This window comes from Streptomyces sp. NPDC031265 (assembly GCF_055570295.1).
Window position 1 is genome coordinate 72638 of record NZ_JBVIHM010000010.1, and the last position, 17404, is coordinate 90041.

General features: G+C 70.0%; 18 protein-coding genes and 1 riboswitch. Of the genes, 16 read left to right on the top strand and 2 right to left on the bottom strand.

Translation table 11 applies throughout. From position 1 onward, the window contains the following. Positions 1 to 96: 96 nt before the first annotated feature. Positions 97 to 219, bottom strand: a riboswitch (glycine riboswitch). 130 nt (positions 220 to 349) lie between these two features. From ACZ499_RS17465 to ACZ499_RS17515, 11 genes are all read left to right on the top strand, one after another. After that, the gene (locus tag ACZ499_RS17465; RefSeq protein ID WP_468406046.1) at positions 350 to 976 is read left to right on the top strand and encodes an AAA family ATPase; all 627 of its coding nucleotides are present in this window, start codon (positions 350 to 352) and stop codon (positions 974 to 976) included. Positions 977 to 1080: 104 nt separating this feature from the next. Then, complete coding sequence (locus ACZ499_RS17470) at positions 1081 to 1857, top strand: enhanced serine sensitivity protein SseB (RefSeq protein WP_468406044.1); 777 nt, start codon at positions 1081 to 1083, stop codon at positions 1855 to 1857. Between the two features lie 96 nt (positions 1858 to 1953). After that, positions 1954 to 2751, top strand: coding sequence for an enhanced serine sensitivity protein SseB C-terminal domain-containing protein (locus ACZ499_RS17475; protein ID WP_468675895.1), 798 nt, complete (start codon positions 1954 to 1956; stop codon positions 2749 to 2751). A gap of 375 nt (positions 2752 to 3126) precedes the next feature. Further along, positions 3127 to 4125, top strand: a complete 999-nt coding sequence (locus tag ACZ499_RS17480) for an ABC transporter permease (RefSeq protein WP_468675897.1) — start codon at positions 3127 to 3129, stop codon at positions 4123 to 4125. A 65-nt stretch (positions 4126 to 4190) separates the two neighbouring features. After that, the gene (locus tag ACZ499_RS17485) at positions 4191 to 5948 is read left to right on the top strand and encodes an ABC transporter substrate-binding protein (protein ID WP_468675900.1); all 1758 of its coding nucleotides are present in this window, start codon (positions 4191 to 4193) and stop codon (positions 5946 to 5948) included. Between the two features lie 99 nt (positions 5949 to 6047). Continuing rightward, positions 6048 to 7058 carry an ABC transporter permease gene (locus ACZ499_RS17490; RefSeq protein WP_468675902.1) on the top strand — a complete coding sequence of 337 codons (1011 nt, stop codon included), beginning with the start codon at positions 6048 to 6050 and terminating at the stop codon, positions 7056 to 7058. Further along, positions 7055 to 8146, top strand: a complete 1092-nt coding sequence (locus tag ACZ499_RS17495) for an ABC transporter ATP-binding protein (protein WP_468675903.1) — start codon at positions 7055 to 7057, stop codon at positions 8144 to 8146. The genes ACZ499_RS17490 and ACZ499_RS17495 overlap by 4 nt, the downstream gene beginning before the upstream one ends. Continuing rightward, the gene (locus ACZ499_RS17500; protein WP_468675905.1) at positions 8143 to 9402 is read left to right on the top strand and encodes an ABC transporter ATP-binding protein; all 1260 of its coding nucleotides are present in this window, start codon (positions 8143 to 8145) and stop codon (positions 9400 to 9402) included. The genes ACZ499_RS17495 and ACZ499_RS17500 overlap by 4 nt, the downstream gene beginning before the upstream one ends. A 96-nt stretch (positions 9403 to 9498) precedes the next feature. Next, positions 9499 to 10905, top strand: a complete 1407-nt coding sequence (locus tag ACZ499_RS17505; RefSeq protein ID WP_468675906.1) for a M1 family metallopeptidase — start codon at positions 9499 to 9501, stop codon at positions 10903 to 10905. A gap of 58 nt (positions 10906 to 10963) precedes the next feature. Next, entirely contained in the window at positions 10964 to 11623 is a 660-nt protein-coding gene (locus ACZ499_RS17510; protein WP_468675908.1) for a trimeric intracellular cation channel family protein, read from the top strand. Positions 11624 to 11793: 170 nt separating this feature from the next. Next, a complete protein-coding gene (locus ACZ499_RS17515) occupies positions 11794 to 12639 on the top strand; it encodes a thioesterase family protein (protein ID WP_468406026.1) in 846 nt (281 codons plus the stop codon). A gap of 47 nt (positions 12640 to 12686) precedes the next feature. Here ACZ499_RS17515 and ACZ499_RS17520 read toward each other — a convergent pair whose 3' ends face one another. Further along, positions 12687 to 13334, bottom strand: coding sequence for a TetR family transcriptional regulator (locus ACZ499_RS17520; RefSeq protein WP_468675912.1), 648 nt, complete (start codon positions 13332 to 13334; stop codon positions 12687 to 12689). A 135-nt stretch (positions 13335 to 13469) separates the two neighbouring features. On the opposite strand from ACZ499_RS17520, the gene ACZ499_RS17525 reads away from it, so the two are divergent. The 4 genes from ACZ499_RS17525 (at position 13470) to mnmA (ending at position 16318) form a co-directional block, all read left to right on the top strand. After that, positions 13470 to 13628 (top strand): hypothetical protein, encoded by a 159-nt coding sequence (locus ACZ499_RS17525; protein WP_329401865.1) that lies wholly within the window; start codon positions 13470 to 13472, stop codon positions 13626 to 13628. Positions 13629 to 13630: 2 nt separating this feature from the next. Continuing rightward, positions 13631 to 13900 carry a DUF4190 domain-containing protein gene (locus ACZ499_RS17530; RefSeq protein WP_468675915.1) on the top strand — a complete coding sequence of 90 codons (270 nt, stop codon included), beginning with the start codon at positions 13631 to 13633 and terminating at the stop codon, positions 13898 to 13900. A 35-nt stretch (positions 13901 to 13935) separates the two neighbouring features. Then, complete coding sequence (locus ACZ499_RS17535; protein ID WP_468675916.1) at positions 13936 to 15105, top strand: cysteine desulfurase family protein; 1170 nt, start codon at positions 13936 to 13938, stop codon at positions 15103 to 15105. Between the two features lie 88 nt (positions 15106 to 15193). Beyond that, positions 15194 to 16318 carry a tRNA 2-thiouridine(34) synthase MnmA gene (gene mnmA / locus ACZ499_RS17540; RefSeq protein ID WP_468675918.1) on the top strand — a complete coding sequence of 375 codons (1125 nt, stop codon included), beginning with the start codon at positions 15194 to 15196 and terminating at the stop codon, positions 16316 to 16318. On the opposite strand, the gene ACZ499_RS17545 is transcribed toward mnmA, so the two are convergent. Beyond that, positions 16315 to 16680 carry a DUF427 domain-containing protein gene (locus ACZ499_RS17545; RefSeq protein ID WP_468676125.1) on the bottom strand — a complete coding sequence of 122 codons (366 nt, stop codon included), beginning with the start codon at positions 16678 to 16680 and terminating at the stop codon, positions 16315 to 16317. The two genes, mnmA and ACZ499_RS17545, sit on opposite strands and share 4 nt — an antisense overlap. Before the next feature lie 179 nt (positions 16681 to 16859). On the opposite strand from ACZ499_RS17545, the gene ACZ499_RS17550 reads away from it, so the two are divergent. Further along, the gene (locus ACZ499_RS17550) at positions 16860 to 17399 is read left to right on the top strand and encodes an LOG family protein (RefSeq protein WP_468675920.1); all 540 of its coding nucleotides are present in this window, start codon (positions 16860 to 16862) and stop codon (positions 17397 to 17399) included. Positions 17400 to 17404: the final 5 nt, after the last annotated feature.

The following is a 17404-nucleotide window of genomic DNA, read 5'->3' on the forward strand; positions in this document are numbered from 1 at the left end:
TGTCATCGGAACCTGAGAGGTTCGCCGGGAGACCCGGCTTGCACCTTGGGTGGAGCCGCTCCGTCTGAGAACGTGCGGCCCGCTTTTCAGATCTGCCTCATCCACGCGGTACGGGGCCTGAGAGATTCAAGGGAGGGACTTGCTCCTTCGGCGCCCCGCGATCCTCCCGGCCTTCTGGGGCCTTGGGGGAACTGCCGGGGACTCTCCCGCGTGGATTCAAGCGGCCGGTATGCAGTTTGGCGCGCACATCATTGCACGCCTCCCACGGGCATCACATCACCTGAGTCTCATTACCATCCTTTTACGCGCATGGGGAAAGGGTCGTCCGACCCGGCAGGGGGGAGCACCGATGACGGTTCACACGGCGGCGGCGCAGGCGGAGGCCCCGGTTCCGGCGGTACGGGACCTGCGCGGCCGGGACGGTCGCTCACCGCACACGCTCCGGTTCGCCGAGGGGGACGTGGTGGTGGTCTCCGGCCTGCCCGGCAGCGGCAAGACGACCCTGCTGCGCCGGGCCGTCACCGGCGTCGGCATCGACTCGCAGGACACCCGCCGCGCCTGGGAGGCCAGGATGGGCGGCGTGCCGTACGCGCTGTACCGCCCGGTGGTGCGGGTCGCCCACTTCCTGCGGATGCACCGGGCGCTGCGGTCGGGCGGGGGCCTGGCCGTCCACGACTGCGGCACCCACGCCTGGGTGCGCTGGTCGCTGGCGAAGGGTGCGGCGCGGGAAGGCCGCTCGCTGCACCTCGTGCTCCTCGACGTCACCCCGGAGACCGCCCTGGCGGGCCAGGTGGCCCGCGGCCGCAAGGTCTCCTCGTACGCCTTCGCCCGCCACGCGAGGGCGGTGCCCCGCCTGATAGCGGCGGTGGCGGAGGGCCGCCTGCCCCGGGGGGTCGCATCGGCGGTCCTGCTGGACAGGCCGGCGGCGGAAACGGTGATCCGGATCGCTTTCGGGGAGAGGGCCGCCCGCCGCTAAGGTTCAGATGGCGGGGACCCGCACCCCCTGATCTTCAGGGGCGAGGGGAACTGCGCGACCAGCCACGCACGGCCCGCAGTCGAACCGGGGGAGAAGGACGGCACATGGACTACCCGCAGCATGCGGTTCCGCACCCCCAGGGCGGCGGAGGCTGGCCGGGCAACGAGCTGGAGGAGGCACTGTCCGCCTCGCTCGGCGTCCCGGGCGCGGGCCCCCGCCTGATAGAGGTCCTGGGACGCAACCCCGTCTGGATCCCCCTCCCCAACGGCGGCAGCCGGGACAGCGCCGACCTCGACCTCCCCACCATGGAGATCGCCGGCTCCCCCTACGTCCCCGTCTACAGCTCCGAGCAGCAGTTCCTCCAGTGCGTCGGCCCGCACATGTCGTTCGCCGTCGCGCCCGCCGTGGAGTTCGCCCGCGGGCTGCCGCCGCAGCTGGGCATCGCGCTGAACCCGGAGGGCGCGGTCGGCGTACCGCTGCCGCCGCCCGCCGTGGCCGAGCTGTGCCGCACCGGGCGCACCGCCCTGGACGGGCCCGCCTCCGGCGCCCGGGTACGGCTCTTCGAGCCGGACTGGCAGGAGGACCCGGTCGACTTCCTGACCGCCGCGGCCGAGGAGTTCGACGCCACCGGCGTGGTGCGCACCGCCCGCCGCGCGCTCGCCTCCATCGAGGGCGACGACCCGACGCTCTTCATCGGCGTGGAGTTCTCCACCTGGGACGGGGCCGGGCGCAACGCCCCCATGGAGGCGCTGGGCCGCGCGCTGGGCCGGGCCCCGGTCGGCTGGCCGGTGAACCTGGTGCTGCTCGACGTGGCCCAGGACCCGGTGGGCGAGTGGATGCGGGAGCGCGTGCGCCCCTTCTACACGCGGGCCACCCCCTAGTCCTCCCGCATAAGCTGGTTTCATAATCCGTAGATCCCCACGGCCGCACGCCTGTGCACCGGCGGCGCGGGGGAACGAAGAGGGGCGGGACCCAGGGTGAGTGCGTCAGGCACCGCGGCGGCCGGGCAGGTCGAGCACATGCTGCGCCAGGTGACCCCCGGACGCTACGACGCGTACGAGGCGCTGCTGCACGCCCTCGCCGACCCCTCGTCCGGCCGGTTGTGGATGCTGCTCTGGCACGGCCGGCCCGGCGCCTCCGACGCGCAGTACGGGAACATGGAGGTCGACGGGGTGGCGTACGCACCCTGTGTGACCTCCGCGCAGGAGCTCTCCGCCAGTGGCTGGAACCGGGACCACGAGATGGTCACCGGCCGTGACGTCGCCCGCGCCCTCTACCCCGACCGGTACGGGATCTGGCTCAACCCGCACGCCCCCGGCGGCGGGGTCGGCATCCCCTGGCCGGATCTGCGCCGGATCGCCACCGGCCTCGACCGGATGCCCGCAGGCCCGCTGCGGATCACCGAACCGGCCGTGGAGATCCCGCAGTTCTACGCCCTGCTCACCCAGCACGCGCACCGCACCCCGGCCGTCCGGGCGCTGCGCCGCGCCTGGGTGCAGCCCGCGCTCGGCACGCCGTATCTGGCCATCGGCCTCGACCTCTACGACACCGGGCCGCAGTCCGTCGACGCGGTGCGCGCGATGATGCAGCAGGCCGTCTCCGCCGTGCCCGAGGGGCTGCCGGTCTCCACGGTCGCCCTGTCCGACGAGTACGACCCGGTCGGGATGTGGCTGCGCGCCAACGGGCGCCCCTTCTACGACCGCGAGGCGCACGCCGCCCCGGCAGCCCCCGCGGGCGGGTACGGATACCCCCCGGCGGCCCCGCGCGCATATTGACGTCACACGCGTCACCTACGCAACACGGATCAAATCCCTCCTCATCGGTCACGCCATGTCCCGGTTGCCCGGACTTCTTCACCCAATTCGGCAGCTCATAAAGGCAGTTGGGTGACATGACCGATCTGGTCGGTTAGTGCACGACTGATCCGCTCAGACGATCACGACGTCCGGATAACGGAAGACACCTGACCGCATCACGTTTAGGCAACCATTCACCGTCAGGTCTGGCGGGTGATCGCGAACGCGTTGAAGACTCCCGGCTAACAAGGGCCGGTTGGCCCGTCGCAGATCACCGCACCACCTGATGGAACAAGCCGCCACAGCGGCTGGTACGGGCCGGCCATCCGCCGGCCGGGAGGGGTCAGAGGCACTGTGACCGCACCGCTCGAGACCACCGGATCGGCTGCCGAGGTGCCGCCGGAGGCAGTACTCACGGGGGCCAAGCAGAGCCAGATCGAGGGCCGTTCGCTCGGACAGATCGCCTGGACGCGCTTCAAGCGCGACAAACTCGCGGTCGCCGGTGGCGTCGTCGTCGTCCTGCTCGTCCTGCTCGCCGTTCTTTCCAAGCCCATCCAGTGGGCGTTCGGGATGGACCCGAACGAGTTCCACCAGGACCTGATCGACCCGGCCCTGCTGGCACCCAAGGGAGCTTGGGGCGGCATGAGTTGGGAGCACCCACTGGGTGTCGACCCGCAGTACGGGCGCGACATCCTGTCCCGGATCATCGAGGGCTCCTGGGTGTCGCTGCTCGTCGCGGGCGGCGCCACCATGCTCTCCGTGGTCATCGGCGTGATCATGGGCGTTACGGCAGGCTTCTACGGAGGCTGGGCGGACACCTTGATCAGCCGGGCGATGGACGTCTTCCTGGCGTTCCCGCTGCTGCTCTTCGCCATCTCGATCTCCGCGTCCCTCCAGGACGGGGCGTTCGGACTGACCGGGCTGCCACTGAGGATCAGCGTGCTGATCTTCGTGATCGGCTTCTTCAGCTGGCCGTACATGGGGCGTATCGTCCGGGCCCAGACGCTCAGCCTGCGCGAACGCGAGTTCGTCGAGGCCGCCAAGAGCCTCGGCGCCCGCGGTCCGTTCATCCTGATCCGGGAGCTGCTGCCGAACCTGGTCGCACCGATCCTGGTCTACGCGACGCTCCTGATCCCCACGAACATCCTGTTCGAGGCAGGACTCAGCTTCCTCGGCGTCGGCATCTCGCCGCCGCAGGCATCGTGGGGCGGAATGCTCTCCACTGCGACCGACCTCTACGAGGCGGACCCGCAGTACATGATCGTGCCGGGCCTGGCGATCTTCGTCACCGTCCTGGCGTTCAACCTGCTGGGCGACGGGCTGCGAGACGCCCTCGACCCGCGAGGAAAGTAAGCACGCGGCACCTGCCACACAACGACACATCTGCCGCAACCATCCATAGAGGGGGCATTCCTCAGGTGAAGACGAGAAAAGCGACCATTCTGATCGCTACCGCCGTGGCGCTGACACTGGGGGCCACCGCGTGCAACGACTCCAAGGACGACAAGGGTGGCAGCAGCGGCGGCAAGTCCGTCACTGACGCCGGGCTCAGCCAGATCGTGAACAAGTCCGACAAGAAGGGTGGCACCGCCACCTACGCCATGTCGGACGTGCCGGACTCGCTGGACCCGGGCAACACGTACTACGGCTGGGTGCAGAACTTCTCCCGCCTGTACGGCCGTACGCTCACCACGTTCAAGCCGGCCGCCGGCAAGGACGGCCTGACCGTGGTCCCGGACCTCGCGGAGTCGCTCGGCAAGCCCAGCGCCGACGCGAAGACCTGGACGTACACCCTGCGCAAGGGCCTGAAGTTCGAGGACGGCACGCCGATCACCTCGAAGGACGTCAAGTACGCCGTCGAGCGGTCGAACTTCGCCCCCGAGGCCCTGTCCAACGGCCCGACGTACTTCAAGTCGCACCTGGTCGACGGTGACAAGTACGAGGGTCCGTACAAGAACAAGGACCCCAAGGGCATCGCGTCGATCGAGACGCCGGACGACAACACCATCGTCTTCAAGCTGAAGGACGCCTTCGCGGACTTCGACTACCTGGCGACGTTCTCGCAGACGGCCCCCGTGCCGGCGGCGAAGGACAAGGGTGCGACCTACGTCCAGCACATCGTCTCCTCCGGCCCGTACAAGTTCGAGTCGTACGAGGAGGGCAAGGGCGCGACCCTCGTCCGCAACCCGCAGTGGGACCAGAAGACCGACCCGGTCCGCCCGGCCCTGCCGGACAAGATCAGCATCCGCTTCAAGGTCAACGCGGTCACGGTCGACAACGACCTGCTCGCCGACAACCTGACCGTCGACGCGGCCGGCACCGGTGTCTCCCCGCAGACCCAGCCGAAGGTCCTCACCAGCCCGAAGTACAAGTCGCAGACGGACGGTTCGTACGCCGGCGCCACCTCGTACATCGGTCTGAGCACGAAGGTCGCCCCCTTCGACAACGTCCACTGCCGCAAGGCCGTCCAGTGGGGCATCGACAAGGCGTCGATCCAGGCCGCCGCGGGTGGCGCGCCCAAGGGTGACGTCGCCTCGACGCTGCTGCCGCCGTCGGTCAACGGCTACGCCAAGTTCAACCTGTACGAGACCCCGGGCGACAAGGGCGACGAGGCCAAGGCCAAGGACGAGCTCAAGCAGTGCGGTCAGCCGAACGGCTTCTCGACCAACCTGACGGCCCGCTCCGACCGCCCGTCCGAGATGGCGATGGCCACCGCGGTCCAGGCGTCGCTGAAGAAGCTCAACATCAACGCCGAGATCAAGTCCTTCCCCGCGGGCAAGTACTTCCAGAACTTCGCCGGCAACCCGCAGTACGTGCACGACCACAAGCTCGGCATGATCATGACCGCGTGGGGTGCCGACTGGCCGACCGGCTTCGGCTTCCTGGACCAGATCATCAACGGCTCGGCCATCAAGCCGTCCGGTGGCAACAACGTCCAGGAGCTGAACGACCCGGCGATCAACAAGGCGCTCAACGACGCCATCGCCAACACGGACAAGGCCGCCCGTGAGAAGGCCTGGGGTGACATCGACAAGATGGTCGCCGACAACGCCTCCGCCGTGCCGCTGATCTACCGCAAGAACCTGCTGTTCCGCCCGGCGTCGGCCACCAACGTCACGGTCACCCAGGCGTACCTCGGTATGTACGACTACCTGCTGATGGGTTCCTCCAAGTAAGCGGCTGAGCCCCCGAGTTCTTTGAAAGGCAGGTGAAGGCTCCGGTGCCCGCCGGGTCGGGAAACCCCCGGCCTGGCGGGCACCGGCTGCCGGACAGCTGTGGCTGCGTACATCATCCGACGCGCTTTCGGCGCGGTGGTCCTGCTGCTGATCGTCAGCGCGGTCACCTTCGCGATTTACTTCCTGGTGCCCCGGCTGGCCGGCCAGACGATGGATCAGCTGGCCGCCCAGTACGTGGGCAAGGACGCCAATGCCGGTGCGATTGCCGCGGTGAAGAAGAACCTCGGGTTCGATCAACCGCTCTACACCCAGTACTGGCACTTCATCAAGCAGATCTTCGTCGGCGCGACCTACAAGTTCGGTCCCGACGCCTCGGTCTGCAACGCCCCCTGCTTCGGCTACTCGTTCAAGAACCACGTCGAGGTCTGGCCGCAGCTGACCCAGCGCATCCCGGTCACCTTCTCGCTCGCCATCGGTGCGGCCGTCATCTGGCTGATCTCCGGTGTCGCGGTCGGTGTCGTCTCCGCCCTGAAGCGGGGATCCTTCCTGGACCGCTTCTTCATGGGTGTCGCCCTCGCCGGCGTCTCCCTCCCGATCTTCTTCACGGGCATGCTCTTCCTGGGGCTCTTCACCGTCCAATGGCCCATCTGGTCGGGCGTGAACTATGTGGCGTTCACGGACAACCCGGCCGACTGGGCGTGGAACCTGCTGATCCCCTGGTGCAGCCTCGCCTTCCTCTACTCCGCGCTCTACGCCCGGCTCACCCGGGCCGGAATGCTGGAGACCATGGGTGAGGACTACATCCGCACCGCCCGCGCCAAGGGCCTGCGGGAGCGGACCGTCGTCGGCAAGCACGGCCTGCGCGCCGCGCTCACCCCGATCGTCACCATCTTCGGCATGGACTTCGGTCTGCTGATCGGCGGCGCGGTCATCACCGAACAGGTCTTCTCCTTCCCGGGCCTCGGCTTCTACGCGGTGGACGGCGTCCGTAACAACGACCTCCCGGTCGTCATGGGCGTGACCCTGGTCGCCGCCTTCTTCATCGTTCTCTGCAATCTGCTGGTGGACCTGGTGTACGCCGCGATCGACCCCAGGGTGAGGCTCTCGTGAGCGACCTGAACAAGACCGGCGCGGCCGTCGGCGAGCCGGTGGCCGACCGCCCCGACGCCGGGGAGGCGTTCCTCTCCGTACGGGACCTGCGCATCCACTTCGACACCGACGACGGCCTGGTCAAGTCCGTCGACGGGGTCAGCTTCGACATCAAGCCCGGCCAGACCCTCGGCATCGTGGGCGAGTCCGGCTCGGGCAAGTCCGTCACCTCGCTCGGTCTGATGGGGCTGCACCGCAGCACCAACGCCAAGATCTCCGGCGAGGTGTGGCTGGACGGCGAGGAGCTGATCGGCGCCGACCCCGAGCACGTACGGCGGCTGCGCGGCCGGAAGATGGCGATGATCTTCCAGGACCCGCTCTCCGCGATGCACCCGTACTACTCGGTCGGCGCGCAGATCGTGGAGGCCTACCGGGTCCACAACCCGGTCAGCAAGAAGGTCGCCCGCACGCGTGCGATCGAGATGCTCGACCGGGTCGGCATCCCCGAGCCGGGCAAGCGCGTGGACTCCTATCCGCACGAGTTCTCCGGCGGTATGCGCCAGCGCGCGATGATCGCGATGGCGCTGGTCAACAACCCCGAACTGCTGATCGCGGACGAGCCGACCACCGCCCTGGACGTCACCGTCCAGGCGCAGATCCTGGACCTGATCCGCGATCTGCAGAAGGAGTTCGGCTCCGCCGTCATCATGATCACGCACGATCTTGGCGTGGTCGCCGAGATGGCGGACGACCTCCTGGTGATGTACGGCGGCCGGTGCATCGAGCGCGGCCCGGCCGAGAAGGTCTTCTACGAGCCCCAGCACCCGTACACCTGGGGTCTGCTGGGGTCCATGCCGCGCATCGACCGCGAGGAGACGGACCGGCTGATCCCGGTCAAGGGCCAGCCGCCGTCGCTGATCAACGTGCCGTCCGGCTGCGCCTTCAACCCGCGCTGCCCGTACGCGGACCTCCCCAAGGACAACGTCACGCGCACCGTGCGTCCCGAGCTCAAGCAGTGGGACGACGCCGAAGGGCACTTCTCGGCCTGCCACATGTCGCAGGAGGAGCGGGCCCGTATCTGGACCGAAGAGATTGCGCCGAAGCTGTGAGCGACAACAAGCCCACGCAGGGCACCGAGAAGGCGATCCCGGAGCAGTCGGCCGCTTCGCCCGAGCCGCTTCTCAAGGTGGAGGGGCTCGTCAAGCACTTCCCCATCAAGAAGGGCCTGTTCGGGCGGCAGAGCGGCGCGGTCAAGGCGGTCGACGGCATCTCCTTCGACGTCCGGGCGGGTGAGACCCTCGGCGTGGTGGGCGAGTCGGGCTGCGGCAAGTCGACGATGGGCCGGCTGATCACCCGGCTGCTCGAACCGACGGGCGGCAAGGTCGAGTTCGAGGGCCACGACATCACGCACATGTCGGCCGGGCGGATGCGTCCGCTCCGCCGCGACATGCAGATGATCTTCCAGGACCCGTACGGCTCGCTGAACCCGCGCCACACCATCGGCGGGATCGTCTCCACCCCCTTCCGGCTCCAGGGCGTCACGCCCGAGGGCGGGGTGAAGAAGGAGGTCCAGCGGCTGATGGAGCTGGTGGGCCTCAACCCCGAGCACTACAACCGCTATCCGCACGAGTTCTCCGGCGGCCAGCGCCAGCGCATCGGCATCGCCCGCGCGCTCGCGCTCAACCCGAAGCTGGTCGTGGCGGACGAGCCGGTCTCGGCGCTCGACGTGTCGATCCAGGCGCAGGTGGTCAACCTTCTCGACGACCTCCAGAGCGAGCTGGGCCTCACGTACGTGATCATCGCCCACGACCTGTCGGTCATCCGGCACGTCTCGGACCGGATCGCGGTGATGTACCTCGGCAAGATCGTGGAGCTCGCCGACCGCAAGTCGCTGTACTCGGCGCCCATGCACCCGTACACCAAGGCGCTCCTTTCGGCCGTGCCGGTGCCGGACCCCAAGCGCAAGGGCGCCAAGAGCGAGCGGATCCTGCTCAAGGGCGATGTGCCGTCGCCCATCTCGCCGCCGAGCGGCTGCCGCTTCCACACCCGGTGCTGGAAGGCGACGGAGATCTGCAAGACGCAGGAGCCGCCGCTGATCGCCCTGAAGACCGGCCACCAGGTGGCTTGCCACCACCCGGAGAACGCGCCGGACCAGGCCCCGGGCGAGGCGGTGCTGCCCGAGGCGCGGGAGTCGGTGGAGGTGGTCTCGATCGCGAAGGGTGAGCCCGCGGCGGAGGAGACGGCCCCCGAGGCCGCCGAGGTCGCCGAGACGCCCGCCGACGCGGAAACGCCGGACGCCGCCGAGGCCGAGCCGGAGTCCGCGACCGGACCGGACTCCACCGTTCAGGAGTCAACCGACAAGTAACGCATGACGGTTCGGCAAAGTCATGTTCACGTCGAAACGGGAGAGTGCAGAGTCTGCCTGTCCGTACGCACGGAAACGCGTTCGAAGGGCAGACCCATGGCACTCTCCCGTTCGGCACGCCGTACCTCACGGCTGCTCGCCCTCGCCACCGCGGCGGCATCGGCTTTCACCATCGCCGCCGCACCCGGCGGCGGCTCGCCAGGCGCCGCCGGCATCGGCGACCCCTACTTCCCCGACCTCGGCAACGGCGGCTTCGACGCCCTCCACTACGACCTCGGCGTCAGCTACCACCCGGACTCCGGGCGGCTCGACGGGCGTACCACGATCACCGCCCGCGCCACCCAGACCCTCGCCAGCTTCGACCTCGACCTCCAGAAGCTCACGGTCGACGCGATACGGGTGAACGGCAGAACTGCCGACTTCACCCGCAACGGCGACGAGATAGTGGTGACGCCCCGCCACAAGCTGCGAAAGGGGCAGGAGTTCGAGGTCACCGTCGCCTACGGCGGAGTGCCCGTCGCGCTCAACGGGCCCATCGTCTTCGGCTCCGACTACGGCTGGATGAAGACCAAGGACGGCGTCTTCGTGGCCTGCGAGCCGAACGCCGCCTCCACCTGGTTCCCCTCCAGTGACCACCCCGCCGACAAGGCCACCTACGACATCCGCATCGACGCCCCCAAGGGCCTGACCGGCGTCTCCAACGGCCGGCTGGTCGCCTCGTACGACCGGGGCGACCGCTCGTACGCCCACTGGCGCGAGAACAGGCCGATGGCGACCTACCTGGCCACGGCGACCATCGGAAAGTTCGACGTGACGACCGGGAAGACCCCGGCCGGGACGCCGATCTACGTGGCGATCGACCCGGTGCTCAAGGGGCAGAACCAGGTCGACGTGTACGCGGTCACCGCCGAGGCCACCGACTACTGGTCCAAGGTCTTCGGCCCGTACCCGTTCGAGGAGACGGGCGCGATCGTCGACGACATGCCCCAGGCGGGCTTCTCGCTCGAAGTGCAGTCCAAGCCCGCGTACTCGGCGGTCCGCAACGAGACCACGATCGTCCACGAACTCGCCCACCAGTGGTTCGGCGACTCGGTCTCGGTGGCGCAGTGGAAGGACATCTGGCTCAACGAGGGCTTCGCGAGCTACTCGCAGTGGCTGTGGGAGGAGCACAAGGGGCGGGGGACCGCGCACGACCTGGCCCGCGCCTTCTACAACCGGGTCCCGGCCGGGGACGCGTTCTGGCAGACGAAGGTCGCGGACCCGCAGCGTGACACCATGTTCGCCAATGCCGTCTACCGGCGCGGTGCGCTGACGCTCCAGGCGCTGCGCGAGCGCATCGGCGACGGGGCGTTCTTCAAGCTGCTGCCCGCATGGACGAAGCTGCACCGGTACCAGAACGCGAACACGTCCGACTTCATCAAGCTGGCCGAGAAGGTCTCCGGGCAGCAGCTGGACGACCTCTTCCAGACGTGGATCTACTCGACCGGCAAGCCGACCTGGTAGGAGAGCCCGAATACCCGACACGTTCGAGCGGGAAACCGTATCGGGGTAAGAATATCGGGTGCTCCACGAACTGTTCACCCCCTCCGTCCAGCATGCGCTCGACCTCGTCGGAATCTTCGTCTTCGCGATCTCCGGCGCGCTGCTCGCCGTACGCAAGAACTTCGACGTGTTCGGCATCGCGGTCCTGGCCGAGGTCACCGCGCTGGGCGGAGGGCTGTTCCGGGATCTGATCATCGGCGCGGTGCCGCCCGCCGCGTTCAGCGATCTCGGGTACTTCATCACTCCGCTGCTCGCCGCCGTCCTGGTCTTCTTCCTCCACCCGGAGGTCGAACGCACCCAGAACGCGGTCAACGTGTTCGACGCGGCGGGCCTCGGCCTGTTCTGCGTCACGGGCACGACGAAGGCGTACGACTACGGGCTCGGCCTCACGTCGTCCGCGGCCCTCGGCCTCGCCACGGCGGTCGGCGGCGGCGTCCTGCGCGACGTCCTGGCCAACGAGGTACCGTCCCTGCTCCGCTGGGACCGCGACCTGTACGCGGTCCCGGCGATCGTGGGCGCCGCGATCGTGGCCCTCTGCATCCGCTTCGACACCCTGAACGCGGTCACGAGCGGTTTCGCCATCGTCACCGCGTTCCTGCTGCGGCTGGCGGCGATGCGCTACCACTGGCGCGCGCCGAGGGCGTGGAACCGGAGGAGCGCGACGGCGGAGGAGGGGTAGGGGGCGAAGCCCCATGGCGGGGTGCAGGGGAGGCAGCCACGCCGGGGTTCTGGGGCGGAGCCTCCGGGTAATCCCTTCCTCCACCACCACCCCCGGAGGGTCCAGGGAAGGGGGCGGGAGTCTCAGAAGAAAAGCTACCGCTCAGTAACGTGTCGGTGTACCTTTGCCGCATGGCACAGGCAACGATCGGGGACAGCGAGTTCGACCGGGACACCGCCGTCACCCCTCGCGAAAACGAAGACGGCGTCTACGACGCCCACCTCTCGGCGGGGTGGACGATCATCCACGCCGTCAACGGCGGATATCTCCTCGCCCTCCTCGGCCGCACGCTCGGCCGCGCCCTCCCGCACGCCGACCCGTTCAGCGTGACGGCCCACTACCTCACGCCCTCGGCCCCCGGCCCGGCCGTCGTCCGCACCCAGCGCGTCCGCACCGGCCGTACGCTCTCCACCGGCCAGGCCTCGCTCTTCCAGTACGACGAGAACGGCGCCGAGGTCGAGCGCATCCGCGTCCTCGCCTCGTACGGCGACCTGGACGCGCTCCCGGACGACGTGCGCACCACCGCCAAGCCGCCCGTGATCCCGCCGATCGAGCACTGCCTCGGCCCGGCCGACGGCCCGGCCCCGATCCCGGGCAGCTCGGCCATCACCGAGCGGCTGATGCTGAAGCTCGACCCGACCACCCTCGGCTGGGCGGTCGGCGCCCCCTCCGGCAAGGGCGAGATGCGCGGCTGGTTCGGCCTGGCCGACGGCCGCGACGCCGACCCGTACTCGCTGCTGCTGGCCGTCGACGCGCTCCCGCCGACCGCGTTCGAGATGGGCCTGACGGGCTGGACCCCCACGGTCGAGCTGACCGCGCACATCCGCTGCCGCCCGGCGCCCGGCCCGCTGCGGGTCTCCATCACCACCCGCAACCTGGCCGGCGGCTTCCTGGAGGAGGACGCCGAGGTCTGGGACAGCGCCGACCGCCTCGTGGCCCAGTCCCGCCAGCTCGCCCGCGCCCTGCGCACGCCGTAGCCCGTAGCCCGTACCTTTCGCCGGGCCGCCGCCGGGCCGTCGCCGCCTCAGTCCAGCCAGTGGCGGCGGCCCAGCGTGACCAGCCTCAACTGACGCCGCGCGGTGGCCAGTACGGTCTCCTCGGCGCGCCGTGCGGCCTTTTCGTCGCCCTCCGCGCCCGCGCCCGCCTCCAGGATCGCCGAGGCCGTCATCACCATGTGGTCGACGTAGACCCCGGCCAGCATCCGCAGATCCGCCGCGCTCCACCCCTGCGACTCGGGGTCCGCGCCCAGCGCCTCGGCCACCTCGTCGGCGAACCGCCGCAGCTGGACGCCTATGGCCTCGCGCACCGGCGCCACCCCGCCATGCCGCTCCCGCGCGATGAAGCGGACGTGCGCCGGGTGCGCCCGTACATGGGAGGCGATCAGATCAACGGCCCGGTCGATGCGCTCGTCGCTCCCGCCGGTCGTCACGATCGCCGCCCGGATCGTCTCGTGCAGACTCCCCAGCGCCCCCTCGACCAGGGCCACCCCCAGGTCGGCGGTGTCCTTGAAGTGCCGGTAGAACGCGGCGGGGGCGACCCCCACGGCCCGGGTGACCTCACGGAGCCCCAGGCTGCTGAGGCTCTGGTGCTCCAACAGCCCGAGCGCCGCGTCCAGGAGGGCCTGACGCGTCTTCTGCTTCTGGGCCTGCCGGATCCCGAGAGTGTGGCTCATACCACTCAGTAAACAGCTGTTCGCTGAATTTGGGAAGGCTAGACTGGGTAGTCAGTGAACAGTCGTACTCCGAATACGACTCGATCTGAAACCTGATCCGAAGCCTGATCCGAAAACGAGTCAGAGAGGCACCTCATGCTTTTCCTCGTCGCAGCCCTCCTCCTGCTGGGGGTCGTGCTGGGCTCAGCGGCGCACCTTCCGCTCCCGGTCACCCTGGCCGTCGCCGGCGCCATCGGGCTCTGGCTGATCGTCTTCGCCGTACGTGAACGCATCTCCTCGCACCGGAGGGCCTGACCATGGAACTCGTCCTGAACCGCCGCCGTGTCCGCGACAAGGACGCCGACGGCATGGCCGTCGCCGCCTTCGTCCTCGGCCTGCTCGGCCTGCTGGTCATGAACGTCGTACTCGGCCCGATGGCCATCGTGCTCGCCGGACTCGCCCTGCGGTACCGCACCACCCGGCCCGCCCGCGCCTGGCTCGGACTCGCCCTCGGCATCGCCGACCTCGCGGTGCTCGCGGGCCTGGTCATGGCCGACGGAACCGTCTCCTGGGGGCTCGGCGCCTGAGGCCGGTCCCGGTGGCTCGTAGAATCGGGCCCACCATGGCTTACCTCGACCACGCCGCGACCACCCCGATGCTCCCGGAGGCGGTCCAGGCGATGACCGCCCAGCTCACCGCCACCGGCAACGCGTCCTCTCTGCACGCCGCCGGACGCCGGGCCCGCCGTACCGCCGAGGAGGCCCGCGAGGAGCTCGCCGAGGCACTCGGCGCGCGGCCCAGCGAGGTCGTCTTCACGGCCGGCGGCACCGAGGCCGACAACCTCGCCGTCAAGGGCCTGTACTGGGCCCGCCGCGACGCCGACCCGCGCCGGGTCCGGGTCCTGGCCAGCCCCGTCGAGCACCACGCCGTGCTCGACGCGGTCCACTGGCTCGCCGAGCACGAGGGCGCGACGGTCGAGTACCTGCCCGTCGACCGGTATGGGCGGGTGCACCCGGAAGCCCTGCGCGAGGCGATCGCGCGCGACCCCTCCGACGTGGCCCTGGCCACCGTCATGTGGGCCAACAACGAGATCGGCACGGTCCTGCCGGTGACGGAACTCGCCGCCGTGGCCCGGGAGTTCGACGTCCCGATGCACGCCGACGCGGTCCAGGCCGTGGGCCAGCTCGACGTCGGCTTCGCCGCGTCGGGCCTGGCCGCGATGACGGTGTCGGGCCACAAGATCGGCGGCCCGTACGGCATCGGGGCGCTGCTGCTCGGCCGTGAGTACACCCCCGTGCCCGTGCTGCACGGCGGCGGCCAGGAGCGCCACGTCCGCTCCGGCACGCTGGACGTCCCGGCGATCGCCGCCTTCGCGGTGGCGGGCCGGCTGGCCGCCGAGCGCCGCGCCGACTTCGCCCGCGAGGTCGGAGGCCTGCGCGACCAGCTGGTCGACGCAGTCCGCAAGGCGGTCCCGGAGGCGATCCTCGGCGGCGACCCGGCCCCGGGCGGACGCCTCCCGGCGAACGCGCACTTCACCTTCCCCGGCTGCGAGGGCGACTCGCTGCTGCTGCTCCTGGACGCCCAGGGCATCGAGTGCTCCACCGGCTCCGCCTGCACGGCGGGCGTGGCCCAGCCCAGCCATGTCCTGCTCGCCACCGGCACCCCGCCCGACCTGGCTCGCGGCACCCTCCGCTTCTCCCTCGGCCACACCTCCACGGCAGCCGACGTCCAGGCGGTGGCGGCGGCGATCGGCCCGGCGGTGGAGCGGGCGAGGACGGCGGGGCTGAGCTGACCCCGGCGGGGTGCGGCGCGGCCCGCACCCCGCGCCGGGGATACTCGCGAGCTGTCCGCCCCTCACGCCACGTACCCTTATGGGTGCTATGACGAAGACACCCCCGCGCCCCCTCCGTGTGCTCGCCGCCATGTCCGGCGGCGTCGACTCGGCCGTCGCCGCCGCCCGCGCCGCCGAGGCGGGCCACGACGTCACCGGCGTCCACCTCGCCCTGTCCGCGAACCCGCAGTCCTTCCGCACCGGCGCCCGTGGCTGCTGCACCATCGAGGACTCCCGCGACGCCCGCCGCGCAGCCGATGTCATCGGCATTCCCTTCTACGTCTGGGACCTCGCGGAACGCTTCCGCGAGGACGTCGTCGAGGACTTCGTCGCCGAGTACGAGGCGGGCCGCACTCCCAACCCGTGCCTGCGCTGCAACGAGAAGATCAAGTTCGCCGCGCTGCTCGACAAGGCCCTCGCCCTCGGCTTCGACGCCGTCTGCACCGGCCACTACGCCACCGTCGTCCTCAACGAGGACGGCAGCCGCGAGCTGCACCGCGCCAGCGACATGGCCAAGGACCAGTCCTACGTCCTCGGCGTCCTCGACGAGAAGCAGCTCGCCCACGCGATGTTCCCGCTCGGCGACACCCTCACCACCAAGGACGAGATCCGGGCCGAGGCCGAGCGCCGGGGCCTGGCCGTCGCCAAGAAGCCTGACAGCCACGACATCTGCTTCATCGCCGACGGCGACACCCAGGGCTTCCTGGCCAACCGGCTCGGCAAGGCCGAGGGCGACATCGTCGACGAGTCCGGCACGAAGGTCGGCTCCCACGAGGGCGCGTACGGCTTCACCATCGGCCAGCGCAAGGGTCTGCGCATCGGCCACCCGGCCGCCGACGGCAAGCCCCGCTACGTCCTGGACATCTCCCCGGTGAACAACACGGTCACCGTCGGCCCCGTCGAGGCCCTGGACGTCACCGGCCTGACCGCGATCAAGCCCCGCTGGTGCGGCGAGGCCCCGGCCGGTCCCGGCACGTACACCGCCCAGCTGCGCGCCCACGGCGGCGAGACGGCGGTGACGGCGGAGCTGGTGGCCGACGAGCTGGTGGTGACCTTCGCCGAACCGGTGCGCGGCGTCGCGCCCGGCCAGGCGATCGTGCTCTACGACGGCACGCGCGTGGTGGGATCGGCGACGATCGCGACCACCACGCGGCGTACCGAGGCGCTGGCCTAGTTCACCGCGAGGGCCTCGCCGGATTCGGTGCCGGGTTCGGTGTCGGACTCCGTGCCTATGAAGCACAGGTGGTCCTTTATCAACGTCACGGCCGCCAGCGGCTCGTGGTAGGACCACGCTATGTCCGGCGCGTCCGGCAGTGACCAGTACGAGGCGACTCCCTTGTACGGGCACATCGTTCGCGTGCCGGACGGCGTCAGCAGGTCGAGGCGCACGTCCTGCGCGGGCAGGTAGTAGCGGACCGGGAGGCCCGTCTCGCGGACCAGCAGCGGGCGGGTGCTGTCGGCGAGCAACTGCCCGTCCCACAGGACCCGCACGCGCACCGAGCCCTCCTCGGCGGTCACGGCATGGTCGGGATCCATCGGCGGCGGCGGGCCCGGCGGGGGTGTGGAGGCGCCGGTGGGCTCGGCGAGAACGGTGTGAATCGTCGTAGTCATGCCCGCTCAACGGCCCATCGCCCGCCGGTTGTTCCCCCGATTCGCCGTTCGGGACACTGTTCACCCGTTCGAGTGGCGGAGGTGTCCGGGCGTACGGTTGAGCCATGAACATCTGTGTCTTCCTCTCCGCCGCCGACCTCGACGACCGCTACACGGGCCCCGCCCGCGAGTTCGCCGAACTGCTCGGCAAGGGCGGCCACACCCTCGTGTGGGGCGGCTCGGAGAGCGGGCTGATGAAGGTCGTCGCGGACGGGGTGCAGGAGGCGGGTGGACGGCTGGTCGGTGTCTCCGTCGAGTTCCTGGCGGTCAGCGCCCGCGCGAACGCCGACGAGATGGTCATCGCCAAGGACCTCGCGGAGCGCAAGGCGCTGCTCCTGGACCGGGCCGACGCCGTGGTCATCATGGTCGGCGGCACCGGCACCCTCGACGAGGCCACCGAGATCCTGGAGCTGAAGAAGCACGGCAAGCACACCAAGCCGGTGGTGCTGCTGAACACCGAGGGGTTCTACGACGGCCTCAAGGAGCAGTTCCGCCGCATGGACGACGAGGGCTTCCTGCCGGTGCCCCTCACTGACCTGGTCTTCTTCGCTGAGGACGCGGTCGCCGCCCTCGCCTACCTGGAGGAGTCCGCCGGCATCCAGTAGTGCGA

Bases quoted from the DNA above. Each gene is read 5' to 3' on its own strand.
- ACZ499_RS17525 (WP_329401865.1), top strand. From the start codon at position 13,470: ATGCTTTTCCTCGTCGCAGCCCTCCTCCTGCTGGGGGTCGTGCTGGGC.
- ACZ499_RS17535 (WP_468675916.1), top strand. From the start codon at position 13,936: ATGGCTTACCTCGACCACGCCGCGACCACCCCGATGCTCCCGGAGGCG.
- ACZ499_RS17515 (WP_468406026.1), top strand. From the start codon at position 11,794: ATGGCACAGGCAACGATCGGGGACAGCGAGTTCGACCGGGACACCGCC.
- ACZ499_RS17505 (WP_468675906.1), top strand. From the start codon at position 9,499: ATGGCACTCTCCCGTTCGGCACGCCGTACCTCACGGCTGCTCGCCCTC.
- ACZ499_RS17520 (WP_468675912.1), bottom strand. From the start codon at position 13,334: ATGAGCCACACTCTCGGGATCCGGCAGGCCCAGAAGCAGAAGACGCGT.
- ACZ499_RS17550 (WP_468675920.1), top strand. From the start codon at position 16,860: ATGAACATCTGTGTCTTCCTCTCCGCCGCCGACCTCGACGACCGCTAC.
- ACZ499_RS17470 (WP_468406044.1), top strand. From the start codon at position 1,081: ATGGACTACCCGCAGCATGCGGTTCCGCACCCCCAGGGCGGCGGAGGC.
- mnmA (WP_468675918.1), top strand. From the start codon at position 15,194: ATGACGAAGACACCCCCGCGCCCCCTCCGTGTGCTCGCCGCCATGTCC.
- ACZ499_RS17545 (WP_468676125.1), bottom strand. From the start codon at position 16,680: ATGGATCCCGACCATGCCGTGACCGCCGAGGAGGGCTCGGTGCGCGTG.
- ACZ499_RS17530 (WP_468675915.1), top strand. From the start codon at position 13,631: ATGGAACTCGTCCTGAACCGCCGCCGTGTCCGCGACAAGGACGCCGAC.
- ACZ499_RS17465 (WP_468406046.1), top strand. From the start codon at position 350: ATGACGGTTCACACGGCGGCGGCGCAGGCGGAGGCCCCGGTTCCGGCG.